Consider the following 12,342-nt stretch of genomic DNA (forward strand, 5'->3'; position numbering starts at 1 on the left):
CAGTTAACAACTGCAATCATGGGCCTCCCTTTCCTCGACTCCTTTTCCACCGCCGCGGGTCGCGGCGTCTGGCACGCCGACGAACTCGGCCTGGCCGACGCGCAGGTCGTCGCCACCGGGCATGCCGCGCTCGACGCCGAGCTGCCCGGCGGCGGCTGGCCCGTGGGCGCGATGACGGAGCTGCTGCAGGCCACGCCCGAGGCCCATGTCTGGCGCCTGCTGCTGCCCGCGCTGGCGCAGGCCGTGGAAGCGCGCGGCGGGCCGGTGGTGCTGGTCGGTGCGCCCTACGAACCCTGCGGCACCGCGCTGGCGGCGCAGGGCTTGCCGGTGGAGGCGCTGATGTGCGTGCGCAGCGACGCCCCGGCCGCGCGGCTGTGGGCCTGCGAGCAGGCGCTGCGCTGCGCCGAGATCGCCGCCGTCGTCGCCTGGCTGCCGCAGGCCCGCGTGGGCGAGTTGCGGCGGCTGCAGCTGGCGGCCGCGCAGCACGAGGTGCTGCTGTTCGTGTGCCGGCCCGAGTCGGTGGCGCTGTCGGCTTCGCCCGCGCGGCTGCGCCTGCGCGCCGAGCGCTGCGCGGGCGACCCGGCGCAGATCGCGCTGCACCTGCTCAAGCGCCGGGGGCCGCCGCTGGCCGCGCCGGTGCGGGTGCCGGCGCGCAACGCCCGCATGAGCGCGCTGCTGGCCGCCGCCCGCGTGCGGCGCCAGCTGCGCCTGCAGCCGCCCGTGGCGCCGGCCGCCGCGCCGTCGGCCACGGTGGTGCGCATCGACGCATGGAAAGGAGGCCCGGATGCACTGGATCGCCTTGCAGTGGTCGTCTGAGTCCGAAGAAGCCGACGCCCCCGACATGCCCCCGCCCGAGGCCCTGGGCTGGTGGGCGCTGCAGTTCACGCCGCACGTCGCTTGGCAGGACGAGGCGCTGATGCTCGAGGTCTCGGCCTGCGAACGCCTGTGGGGCGGGCGCGCGCCGCTGATGCGCCAGCTGCTGGCCCTCAACCCCGCACCCGACGCGCGCATGCGCGGCGCGCAGGGCGCCACCAGCCTGATCGCGCTGGCGCGGCTGCGCCTGTTCGCGCGCAACGAGCACCGGCCAGCCGAAGTGCCGGCCGGCCTGCCGCTGGACACGCTGACGGCCGCGCATGGCCACCTCGACCTGCTCGCGCGCCTGGGCTGCCGCACCTGGGGCGATGTGGCCGCCTTGCCGCGTGGCGGCCTCACGCGGCGCTTCGGCACCGGGCTGCGCGAGGCGCTCGACATCGCCTGGGGCCTGCGCCCCGAAACCCACGCCTGGCTCACGCTGCCCGACGTGTTCGAGCAGAAGCTCGAACTGCCCGCGCTGGCCGAGACCGGGCCCGAACTCATGTGGTCGGCCAACCGCCTGCTCTCGGCGCTGCAGATCTGGCTGCGCGCGCGCCAGCGCGGCGCGCGTGCGCTCGAACTGCAGTGGACGCTCGACCTGCGGCGCCTCAACGGCGTGACCCTGCCGCCGCACCAGCAGCTCACCGTGCGCACGGCCGAGCCCACGCAGGACATGGCGCACCTGCGCCGCCTGCTGTCCGAAAAACTCGCGCTCACCACGCTGGCTGCGCCCGCGAGCTGGCTGAAGCTGCGCACGCTCGAGACCGATCCGCTGGCCGGCGCCAGCACCAGCTTCCTGCCGGAAGACAACCGCAAGGGCGACAAGCTGCACGAGATGGTCGAACGGCTCAGCGTGCGGCTCGGCGCAGACCAGGTGGTGGTGCCGCTCGCGCAGGCCGACCACCGGCCCGAGCGCCAGCAGCGGTGGCGGCCCGCGCTGCAAAAAGAGAAAACGCCTGTGCCCGACAAGGCCCGCAAGGAAGCCGCCTCGCAGCCCGATGCGATCTACCCGCCCTGGCTGCTGCCCGAGCCCTTGCGGCTCGAGATGGACGGCGAGCGCCCGTGCTACTGCGGCCCGCTGCGCAAGCTGGTCGGGCCGCAGCGCGTGGAGGCCGGCTGGTGGGGCGGCGAGGAAGACGGCGGCCAGCCCGCGATGCGCGACTACTACGTGGCCGAAAGCCCCGAGGCCGGCCTGGTGTGGATCTTTCGCGAGCGACCCGCCACGCGCTTTTCTTCGGGCGAGGTGCGCTGGTACCTGCAAGGCTTCTATGCCTGACCTGAGCGGCAAGGAAGAGCGCAAGCGCCAGCCCGCCAAGGTGCATGTGCTGCCGCAGCGGCAGAAGCCGGTGCCGGGGTTGCCCGACTACGCCGAGCTGCACTGCCTCACGAACTTCAGCTTCCAGCGCGGCGCATCGATGCCCGAGGACATGGTGGAGCGCGCCTATCACCTGGGCTACTCGGCGCTGGCGATCACCGATGAATGCTCGGTGGCGGGCATCGTGCGTGCCTATGTCGCATTGCGTGATCTGCCTGCGAAGCTCGACGCGTACGAGCGCGAGCACCCGGACGAACCACCGATCCCGCGCAACCCCGCCTTCCGCCTGCTGTTCGGCAGCGAGTTCCGCTTCGAGCGCTTCAAGCTCGTGGTGATCGCGAACGACACCGAGGGCTGGGGCAACCTCTGCGAGTTCATCACCGCCGCGCGCAACACCGAGCTGCCCAAGGGCGAGTACCGCGTGAGCTGGGAGGGCAGCGACGTGGCTTCGCTGCAAGACTGCCAGGTGCTCTTCGTGCCGCACCGTCCGCCGGGTGGTATGCCGGATGCAGCCTCCTTGCAGGAAGACCTGGCAGCGGCCAAGGCGCTGTACGGCGACAGCCTCTGGCTGGCCGTGGAGCTGTTCAACGAGTTCGACGACGACCTGTGGTTCGTCACGCTGATGCAGGCGGGCGAGCAGACGGGCGTGCCGCTCGTGGCGGCCGGCGACGTGCACATGCACGTGCGTGCCTGCAAGCCGCTGCACGACGTGTTGACGGCCGTGCGCGAGGGCAAGACCGTCGCCGAGTGCGGCTTTGCGCTGCAGTCGAATGCGGAGCGGCACCTGCGGCAGCGGGTGCGGCTGGCGGCGCTTTATCTGCCCGGCATGCTGGCGAACACGCTGGTGGTGGCGCAGCGGTGCCGTTTCGATCCCGAGGTGATCCGTGAGACCTACAAGTACCCGTTGGAGACTGTGGGCAGCAGCGAGACGGCGGCACAGACCTTGGTGCGCAAGACGTGGGAGGGCGCGCGGGTGCGCTACCCCGACGGCATTCCCGAGAAGGTGCGCACGCAGGTCCAGAAAGAGCTCGACCTGATCACCGAGCTCGAATACGAGATGTTCTTCCTCACGGTGGAAGACATCGTGCGCTTCGCTCGCTCTCAAGACATCCTCTGCCAGGGCCGCGGTTCGTCGGCCAACTCGGCGGTCTGCTACTGCCTCGGCATCACCGCGATCAACCCCGAAAAGGGCCACTTGCTGTTCGAGCGCTTCCTGAGCCGCCATCGCAAGGAGCCGCCCGACATCGACGTCGACTTCGAGCACCAGCGGCGCGAAGAGGTCATCCAGTACATCTACGAAAAGTACGGCCGCGAGCGCGCCGCCATCGCCGCCGTCGTCATCTGCTACCGCTCGCGCAGCGCCTTGCGCGACGTCGGCAAGGCCATCGGCATCGACGAGCGGCTGGTCGACGAGTTCGCCAAGGACCACTACTGGTTCGACGACACTGCGCTCGGCGAACAGCTCGACAAGGCCGCCGCGCGCGTCGGCGTGAAGGAAGACCGGCTCAAGCTGGTGCAATGGATCGAGATGACGCAGCGGCTCAAGGGCTTTCCGCGCCACCTGAGCCAGCACGTGGGCGGCTTCGTGCTCACGCACACGAAGCTCACGCGGCTGGTGCCGGTCGAGAAGGCGTCGATGGTGAATCGCTCCGTCATCCAGTGGGAAAAAGACGACCTCGAGGCCATGGGCATGCTCAAGGTCGACGTGCTCGCGCTGGGCATGCTCAGTGCGATTCGGCGCGGGCTTGACCACATGAACCGCTGGCGGGGCTCGATGGTGCAGATGCATCACATCCCCAACGACGACCCCAACGTGTTCGACATGATCTGCGACGCCGACACCATCGGCGTGTTCCAGATCGAGAGCCGCGCGCAGATGTCGATGCTGCCGCGCCTGAAGCCGCGCACTTATGAAGACCTGGTGATCGAGGTCGCGATCGTGCGGCCCGGGCCCATCCAGGGCGGCATGGTGCATCCGTATCTCAAGCAGCGTGAGCGGGTGGCAAAGAAGCTGCCAATCATTTATGAGGATGACGAACTTCGCCCCGCACTCGAACGCACGCTCGGCATTCCGATCTTCCAGGAGCAGGTGATGCAGATCGCGATGATCGCGGCCAAGTTCACGGCAGACGAGGCCGATCAGCTGCGCCGCGCGATGGCGGCATGGAAGCGCAAGGGCGGTCTCGGGAAGTTTCACGACAAGCTCGTCAAAGGCATGACCGGAAACGGCTATAAGGAGGCCTTCGCCGAAGCCATCTTCAAGCAGATCATGGGCTTTGGTGATTACGGCTTCCCCGAAAGCCACGCCGCGAGCTTCGCGCTGCTGGTCACCATCAGCAGCTGGCTCAAGAACTACGAGCCCGCCTGCTTCCTCGCCGCCTTGCTCGACTCGCAGCCGATGGGCTTCTACAGCCCTTCGCAGCTGGTGCAGGACGCGCGCCGCCATGGCGTCGAGGTGCGGCCGGTCGACGTCACGTGCAGCGAGATCGACACCACGCTCGAAGCCCGCGCACCCGATGCGCCGCGCATGCCCGCGGGCACCGAAACGCGCTACGCCGAACGCCTGGGCAACGAGAACCAACCCGCCGTGCGGCTGGGCCTGAACCGGGTCCTGAGCCTCAGCGAAGCCGGCGCCAAGCGCCTGCTCGCAGCGCGTGCACAAGCGCCTTTCACCAGCACCGAAGACCTGGCCCTGCGCGCCGAACTCGAAGGCAAGGACATGGCCGCGCTCGCGGCGGCCGATGCATTGATGTCGCTCTCGGGCCATCGGCGTCAGCAGGTGTGGGATGCCACGGCGCAGCATCGCTCGTCGGCCCTGCTCAAGGGCGTGCCGATCCACGAACAGGCGCTGCTGCTGCCGGCCGCGCCCGAGGGCGAAGAGATCGTCGGCGACTACGCGGCGCTGGGCCTCACGCTGCGCCGCCATCCGCTCGCGCTGCTGCGCCCGCGCCTGGCGCGCATGAATCTCATGAGCGCGGTGGAGCTGCGCGCCGCGCGCAGCGGCCAGACCGTGCGCGCCTGCGGCATCGTCAAGGGCCGGCAGCGGCCCGGCACCGCCAACGGCACCATCTTCGTCACGCTGGAGGACGAGACCGGCAACGTCAACGTGATCGTGTGGAGCCACGTCATCGAGGCCTGGCGCGAGCCGCTGCTCAAGTCGCACCTGCTCGCGGTGCAGGGCACCTGGCAGCGCGACGACGACAGCGGCGGCAAGGTGCAGCACCTGATCGCCACCGGCTTCAAGGACCTCACGCCGCTGCTGGGCCGGCTGGCACAGAGCAACACCAGCCGCGACTTCCACTGAGGCATTGCGAATGCAACCGATCGTTCCATGCCTCGCGCCGCTCCTCACTTTTCGCTAACCTGTTCCTCCCATGTCCGCACTCGCCGCAACCGCCGGATTTGCCCTTGTCGATGAGGTCGTCGCCACGCCGATCGGCCCGCCGCCGCCCGCGCCCGATGTGCCCATGCCGCCACCGCCGCCGCCCGTGCGGCCGCCCGAAGGCGATCCGCCGCCCGTCGTGCCCCCGGTGACGGACCCCGGTTTTCCGCCGCCGGTGAGCGACCCGCCGCCCCTGCAGACCGCCGTGCCCTTCGGCAAGCCGCACGCACGGCGCCTGCGCGAGATCTACCGCTCGGCCGGCTGGCCCTGCTGCGACACCATCGAGGTCGAGCTGCTCGCGGGCGGTTTTCTCGAACGCGTGCGCGGCGCGCTGGGCCACGAGACGCTGCGCGTGACCGACGCGGGCATTGCGCGCATCGCCACCACGCTCACGGTCAACCGCGCGGCGCTGTCGCCGCACGAGGCGCTGGTGGAACGCGTGGCGCGCGAGATGACGCGCGGCGGCCGCATCGCCTGGCGCGGCCTGGGCCTGCGCGCCCGGCTGCCGCCGCTGGAGGAGGATGGCAAGCCGCGCTGGTGCATGGCGCGGCCCGACGTGTTCTCGATCCGCAACACCAGCGTCGAGGCCTATGCGCATCCCATCGTGCACGAGGTGAAGGTCAGCCGCGCCGACCTGCTGGGCGACCTGCGCAAGCCCGACAAGCGCGCGGCGTATCTCGACCTGGGCGGCGAGTGCTGGTACGTGCTGGGCAACGACGCCAAGGGCCGCTGCATCGCGTCGCCCGACGAGATCCCGGCCGAATGCGGCGTGATGGTGCTCGAGGGCGAACGCCTCGTGGTGGCGCGCGCCGCGGTGCACCGTGCCTTCGAGCGCATTCCTTTTTCGGTCTGGCTGGCGCTGGCCAAGGCGCAGCCCGTGGCGGGCTTCGAGGACGACGCGCAGGATCTGCTGATCTGAGCGGCGCCCTTCAGGTGCTTCAGGTGATGGCGTCGTAGTCGCGGTGCGCGACGGCGACCACGTTGCCCGGCTCGAACTGGCTCGCCATCTGGCGCAGGCCTTCCTCGCGGTCTTCGCGGCTGGCCTGCGGGTCGAACATCTGGTCGCAGAACTCGAGCAGGTCGCGCACGATGCGTTCGTGGCGGTAGTAGGCGAGGGCGAGCGTGTCGACCGCCTCGCTCGTGCCGTAGCCCTGGAAGAACAGCGCTTCTTCGCGCGGCTGGTTCCACACGCCGCCGACCCCGCCGCCGATGAACATCAGGTCGCGCTCCTTCGGCGCGAGGATGAGCGTGTCCCAGTCGACGATGCACAGGCGGTCGTCGTCGCCCAGCAGCACGTTGCCTGCATGCAGGTCGGCATGGCACAGCACCTGCGGCAGCGACTTCTCGAGCAGGATCGAGGCGAGCTGTTCGCTGCGGTAGACGATCGAATCGATCTCTTCGTCGTGCGCGTCCCAGAAGGCGAGGAAGCGCTTCACCAGATCGTCGCCCGCCACGCCGTTGATGAAGCGGCGCTGGTAGCGGCGCACGCCTTCGCGCCAGTGGTGCGAATAGCTTTCGCGCGGCAGGCCCGCCCACAGCGATTCGGGCAGCTCGGTGCGGTGGATGGCGTTCAGCGCGGTGCCGAGCAAGGTCCATTGCCGGTCGGTCGGCGCGCGCGTGAAACCGTCGACGCCATCGAAGAAGGGGTAGAGCGCCCAGTCGAAGCCATGGTCCTGCACGCTGAGCCGCCGCGTGCGCGTGAGCAGCGGGGCCATCACGGCGTCGATGTCACAGGTGTGGTGCAGCACGGCCGGCACGTCGACCACGGCGGGCGTGAAGCCGCCTCGGCGCAGCTTGAGGAAGTACGCGTGGCCGTCCGATGCCTCGATGCGGAACGCGGCCGAATCGACGTCGGCGCCCAGCGGGAGGAATTCGGTGCGGGAATCTTGCAGGCCCCAGTGGCTGGCGAGGCAGGCGGCGATGGCATCGTTCGACAAGGCGGGCGGCGTCAGCATGCGGGGTAGGCGTCCAGGAGTTCGTGGCGAAAGGGATGCGTGAAGTGCGAGCGGACCAGCCGAAACTCGCGCACCGTCCAGTGGATCGGTGGCAACTGCCCAGGACACGCGGCACGCTCGCTTTTTCGCGCAATTGTGACGTGAGGCGTCCAGCCGCGAGCGTAGGAAATGAAGCCGGCTTGCTGCAGCGCGCACGTCAGCGCGTCGTGGAATTCGCGCAGCCCGTCGTGTGCGGCGGGACGAACCACGGAGACGTCGTTGGGCCAGGTGCCGGAGCTGTCGAGCGTAAGTTCCAGTGGTGGCATCGGCACGCGGGCCAGCGTGTCGCGCAGGCGTTGCTCGGCGTCTCCCTGGTGATCGGGCAGGTAGTACAGCGTGAGGTGCAGCCCCCGCGCCGCAGACAGGGTGCAGCCACGCGGCCACCACCAGTCTTCGCGGTGCGCCAGGATTTCGGCGCGCACGTTCGCCGTGGGAAAGAGGCCGATGAGGAGCTGGCGGCGGACGGCCACGGCATCACCTTCAGGCCTCGGGCGGCCACCAGTGCGCGGCCGTGGTCTGGAGCACACGCGCGGCCTGGGCGCGAATGTCCAGGCCATCGCCATGGCCCTTGTCGCGTGTGACCTTGAAGGGCCAGGTCGACAGCCGGCCTGTCTTGCCGGTTGCGTGTGAGCGCGACTGCAACGGATGCTGTCGCGAGGAAAAAAAGAGCACCTGCGCCGAGGGCGCAGGCGGGTTGGCGGTGGTCATGGCGTCGCCTCGAATGTTGTTCTTGGAGACGAGCCATTCTAAAGAAAAGACTGTATTTATGTACAGTATATTTGCAGTCTATCGAGGATCGTTGCCCAGCAAGGCGTCGAGGTCGATGGCCGCCGCCATCGCCCGGTAGCCGGCGTCGCCGGGATGCAGGTGATCGCCCGAATCCATGGCGGCCTTCAGCCGCGCAGGCCGGGCCGGGTCGCGCAGCAGGGCGTCGACATCAACCACCGCGTCGAAGGCGCCGCCTTCGCGGATCCAGCGGTTGACGGCCTGGCGCACGGTGTCTTTCTCGGGCGAGTGGTGGCCGGCCAGCGGCGTGCCTTCGAGCGCACGTTCATTGGGCGGAATGGTGGCGCCCACGATGCGCACGTTGTGGGCATGGGCCATCTCGATCAGCTGGCGAAAGCCCTGGATCACGGCCTCGGCGCGCACCGCGGGCTCCTGCGGCGCAAAGGGACCACCGGGCCAGCCGATGTCGTTGGTGCCCAGCAGCACGACCATCGCGCGCACGCCGGGCTGCGCGAACACGTCGCGGCCCGCGCGCTCGAGCGCCGCGCGGCCCATGCCGTCCTTCAGCAGCCGGCCGCCCGAGATGCCCGCGTTGAGCACACCCACGCCGCGCGGTGCGAGCCGTTCGGCCAGCGCGTCGGGCCAGCGCGTGTGGGCGCCGGGTGTCGAGCCGTTGCCGTCCGTGATCGAGTCGCCCAGCGCGACGACGGTGACGGGCGCTTGCGGCGTCTCGACGATCAGGCCGCTCACGTAGACGCGGGTGCTCCACGAGGTGGCGGCGGCCGGGAGCCGCGCAGTGGCGCTCAGGTCGCCGTCGGCGACGTACAGCGTCTGCCGCGCGTCGAAGTGAAAGCCCGCGGGCTGGCTGGGTTCCGGCAGGTACAGCGACACGGCCACCTCGCTCAGTGCGGGCAACGGCAGGTCGACCGGGTCGCTCACGAGGCGCGCGCCGGGCGGCAGCGTCACGTCGCTGCGGCCACCGAAGCGCAGCGCGCGGTCGCTGCCTTCGACGACCGCCGAGCCGTTCGCATGGCGGGCCACGCGCGCCGCGCCGATGTGCAGCGGCGCGTTGCCGCCTTCGTTGCTGATCACCACGCGCAGCCGCGTGCCGCCGATGCTCAGGCGCGCCACCTGGCGCAGCGTCTGCCGCTCGAAGCGGGCGGGAATGCCCAGGGGCAGCACGAAGCTTTCGTCCCACAGCGGCTGGGTGGCGGCCATCCAGCTGGGGCTCCAGTGCGTGGGCGCGGCAACGGAGACGGTGGCGGCGCCCGCGAGGGAAAGCGCGAGCGCGCCCTGGCGCAGGAGGGAGGTGAGTCGCGAAGCGGTCATGTGAATGTCCTCAGGTGAAAGAAGTGTCGATGGGCGAACTTTCTTCCATTCGAATCGCGAGGGGTAGAAGGCAGAATGGCATGCATCGCATTCCTGATTCGAATGACCCCATGGACACCCTTCGCGCACTCTCCGCCTTCGTGCACAGCGTCGAACTCGGCAGCCTCTCGGGCGCGGCCCGCGCGCTCGACACCACGCAGCCCACCGTGAGCAAGCTGGTCGCGGGGCTGGAGCGATCGCTGGGCGTGCGGCTGCTGCGGCGCGCGGCCACGGGCCTGAGCCTCACGGAGGAGGGCCAGCGCTTTCACGAACGCGCACGCCGCATGCTCGAGGACTACGGCGACGCCGTGGCCGATGCGCGCGCGCAGGTGCAGCAGCCGCGCGGCCTGCTGCGCCTGAGCGCGCCGGTCACGCTGGGGCAGCGGCACCTCAACGCGATGGCGGTCGAGTTCCTGCGGCTGTACCCCGACATCGAACTGGAGCTGGTGCTCGACGACCGCTTCGTCGACCCGCGCGAGGAGCGCATCGACGTCTCGCTGCGCGTCGGCGGCGCGCTGCCGCCCGACCTCGTCGCGCGCCACCTCGGCAGCTGGCCGCGCGTGCTCGTCGCCTCGCCGGACTACCTGGCCGCACGCGGCAAGCCGCGCACGCCGCAGGACCTGCTGGCGCACGACTACCTGCGCTACGCGGCGGGCGACGACGGCGTGCTGCTCACGGGCCCCGACGGCGCGGTGACCGTGCCGGTGCGCAGCCGCTACCGCGTCAACAACGCCGTGGCGTTGCTCGACAGCGTGCTGGCGGGCGCGGGCGTGTCGCTGCAACCCACATGGATGGTCGCGGAACTGCTCGCGCAAGGGCGGCTGGTGCGCGTGCTCGCGCGGCACACGGGGCCGGCGCAGGAGCTGCATCTGCTCTATGCGCCGCGCCGCCAGTTGCCGCTTCGGGTGCAGGTGCTGGTCGACTTTCTGGCGCAGCGTGTGGCGGCGCTGCCGGGGGCGGCGCGAGGGCGGGCGAACAGCGGTCGATGAACGCACCCATGAGAGCACTCGGGCAGAACTGCGGTGCGTTGTCGTGCGAAAGTTCTCGCTCGCGATGACCTGTCGAATTGGTTACAAAGCAACCCGTCCGCACTGCATTTCCGGGGTCACTACGACCTAGACTGCGCCTCGTTTCCTGAGGAGCTTTCCCATGCCCATGGACTTTCTGGAGCGCATCGAAGATGCGTCGTTCCCGATGGCCGTCCGCGACGAAGCCGACATCCACTGCGCGACCCTGCTGGTCGCTGCGCACCTCATCGAAGCCGTGCTGCCACCGGCCGCCAGCGGCGCGGGTGGGCGCGTCGCGGTCCTCCTGCTCATCACGCCGAAGGGGCGGGCGGCGCTGCGGCTGCGACGGGACGAACTGCAGACCTGAGTCCGGGCAGGGCACCAGGGAACTGACGGTAGAATCCGCGCCTGCTGCGGGTGTAGTTCAATGGTAGAACGGCAGCTTCCCAAGCTTCATACGAGGGTTCGATTCCCTTCACCCGCTCCAGCTCCCATTCCCAGGCATTCCTTGCGGCCTCCATGAAGGTCCACGCGAAGGAAGCCTGCGCGATCTGGCCAAAGCCGGCGCCTCCACGGGGCACGGCACCGGGAACACCGGTGTTTCTGGTTGGACTCAAGCCGCCTCGCTCACCAACTGCACCCGCACATCCGCCAGCGGCGCGCAGCCACGGCATGCACCACCGTGCGCACCGGACTGGGCGCCAAGTTCACACGTGCACGTCGAGGCGTTGCCACGCGCGCGCAGGCTGTCGTTCTTCGACGCGGTGGACTGACCCGACCCCGTGCGTGCAAGAAGCGATTCAGGTCACTGCACCTCGTCGCACCACACCCTGAACCCGTCCAGCTCGTTGGGCCCGAAGGTGCTGGACAGCGCGACGTCGCTGGCGTCGCGCCCTTGCGCGATCAGCACGCGGCCGATGCGGGGCACGTTGTTGCGCGCATCGAAGGTGTACCAGCGGTCGCCCAGGAAGGCCTCGAACCAGCCTGCGAAGTCCATCGTGCCGTACGGCGGCAGGGTGCCGACATCGCCGAGGTAGCCGGTGCAATAGCGGGCCGGAATGTTCAGGCAGCGGCACAGCGTGAGCGCCAGGTGCGCATAGTCGCGGCACACGCCTTGCCCTTCGTTGAAGGCCTCAAAGGCTGAGCGGGTGCGCCGTGCGTGCTGGTAGCCGAACTCGATGTGGTGGTGCACGAAATCGCACACCGCCTGCACGCGGCCCCAGCCGGTCGGGCCGTTGCCGAAGCGCTGCCAGGCGAAGTCGGACAGCAGGTCGGTCTCGCAGTAGCGGCTGCCCAGGAGGTAAAGCAGGGTGGATTCGGGCAGATACTCCACCGGCACCTGCGGCGCCGAGGGCACGACGACGTCGGGTGCGCCGCTGTCGCGGACCACGGTGTCGGTGCTCAGCACAAAGCGGCCCGCGGGCGCGACCAGGCGTGTGCACCAGTTCCCGAACAGGTCGCGGTAGGCGGTGGTGGCGACGGAAGGGTTGGTGAGCAGGTGGTCGGGGCGCTGCAGATCCGAGGCGCGCGAGTAGTGGATGCTGAGGGTCAGGATCATCGGCGTCGGCCGGGGAAACTGGTACGCGATCTCGAAGCCGAGGTGGATGTTCATCGGCCCATGATGCGCCTTCGTTCGCGGGTGCGCGGGAATTCGCGGCGGGTTTCAAGCTGCACGGATCGTCGGCGCTCCTTGCGCAG

At 69.8% G+C, this 12,342-nt stretch carries 11 protein-coding genes and 1 tRNA gene; 7 read left to right on the forward strand and 5 right to left on the reverse strand.

The window, feature by feature from the left end; all coding sequences use genetic code 11:
- Positions 1-18: 18 nt before the first annotated feature.
- From imuA to AC3WQM_RS10185, 4 genes are all read left to right on the forward strand, one after another.
- Positions 19-816 carry a translesion DNA synthesis-associated protein ImuA gene (imuA, locus tag AC3WQM_RS10170; RefSeq protein WP_492678436.1) on the forward strand — a complete coding sequence of 266 codons (798 nt, stop codon included), beginning with the start codon at positions 19-21 and terminating at the stop codon, positions 814-816.
- Positions 785-2,128 carry a Y-family DNA polymerase gene (locus tag AC3WQM_RS10175; protein WP_492678438.1) on the forward strand — a complete coding sequence of 448 codons (1,344 nt, stop codon included), beginning with the start codon at positions 785-787 and terminating at the stop codon, positions 2,126-2,128. Before imuA ends, AC3WQM_RS10175 begins: the two co-directional genes overlap by 32 nt.
- Positions 2,121-5,471, forward strand: coding sequence for an error-prone DNA polymerase (locus AC3WQM_RS10180; RefSeq protein ID WP_492678440.1), 3,351 nt, complete (start codon positions 2,121-2,123; stop codon positions 5,469-5,471). The genes AC3WQM_RS10175 and AC3WQM_RS10180 overlap by 8 nt, the downstream gene beginning before the upstream one ends.
- A 70-nt stretch (positions 5,472-5,541) precedes the next feature.
- Complete coding sequence (locus AC3WQM_RS10185) at positions 5,542-6,468, forward strand: hypothetical protein (RefSeq protein ID WP_492678442.1); 927 nt, start codon at positions 5,542-5,544, stop codon at positions 6,466-6,468.
- 19 nt (positions 6,469-6,487) lie between these two features.
- On the opposite strand, the gene AC3WQM_RS10190 is transcribed toward AC3WQM_RS10185, so the two are convergent.
- The 4 genes from AC3WQM_RS10190 to AC3WQM_RS10205 form a co-directional block, all read right to left on the reverse strand.
- The gene (locus AC3WQM_RS10190) at positions 6,488-7,504 is read right to left on the reverse strand and encodes a phosphotransferase enzyme family protein (RefSeq protein WP_492678444.1); all 1,017 of its coding nucleotides are present in this window, start codon (positions 7,502-7,504) and stop codon (positions 6,488-6,490) included.
- Positions 7,498-8,013: a 2'-5' RNA ligase family protein gene (locus AC3WQM_RS10195; protein WP_492678445.1), complete on the reverse strand. Its 516-nt coding sequence runs from the start codon at positions 8,011-8,013 to the stop codon at positions 7,498-7,500. The genes AC3WQM_RS10190 and AC3WQM_RS10195 overlap by 7 nt, the downstream gene beginning before the upstream one ends.
- A 10-nt stretch (positions 8,014-8,023) precedes the next feature.
- A complete protein-coding gene (locus AC3WQM_RS10200; protein ID WP_489057116.1) occupies positions 8,024-8,251 on the reverse strand; it encodes a hypothetical protein in 228 nt (75 codons plus the stop codon).
- A gap of 78 nt (positions 8,252-8,329) precedes the next feature.
- Positions 8,330-9,598, reverse strand: coding sequence for an SGNH/GDSL hydrolase family protein (locus AC3WQM_RS10205; RefSeq protein ID WP_492678447.1), 1,269 nt, complete (start codon positions 9,596-9,598; stop codon positions 8,330-8,332).
- Between the two features lie 110 nt (positions 9,599-9,708).
- On the opposite strand from AC3WQM_RS10205, the gene AC3WQM_RS10210 reads away from it, so the two are divergent.
- The 3 genes from AC3WQM_RS10210 (at position 9,709) to AC3WQM_RS10220 (ending at position 11,131) form a co-directional block, all read left to right on the forward strand.
- Positions 9,709-10,626, forward strand: coding sequence for a LysR family transcriptional regulator (locus tag AC3WQM_RS10210; protein ID WP_492678449.1), 918 nt, complete (start codon positions 9,709-9,711; stop codon positions 10,624-10,626).
- A 160-nt stretch (positions 10,627-10,786) separates the two neighbouring features.
- The gene (locus tag AC3WQM_RS10215) at positions 10,787-11,011 is read left to right on the forward strand and encodes a hypothetical protein (RefSeq protein WP_489057113.1); all 225 of its coding nucleotides are present in this window, start codon (positions 10,787-10,789) and stop codon (positions 11,009-11,011) included.
- 46 nt (positions 11,012-11,057) lie between these two features.
- Positions 11,058-11,131: transfer RNA gene (locus AC3WQM_RS10220), tRNA-Gly, on the forward strand.
- A gap of 318 nt (positions 11,132-11,449) precedes the next feature.
- Here AC3WQM_RS10220 and AC3WQM_RS10225 read toward each other — a convergent pair.
- Positions 11,450-12,256 (reverse strand): transglutaminase-like domain-containing protein, encoded by an 807-nt coding sequence (locus AC3WQM_RS10225; protein ID WP_492678451.1) that lies wholly within the window; start codon positions 12,254-12,256, stop codon positions 11,450-11,452.
- Positions 12,257-12,342: the final 86 nt, after the last annotated feature.

It is taken from the genome of Variovorax sp. FW301-JW7 (assembly GCF_058788795.1).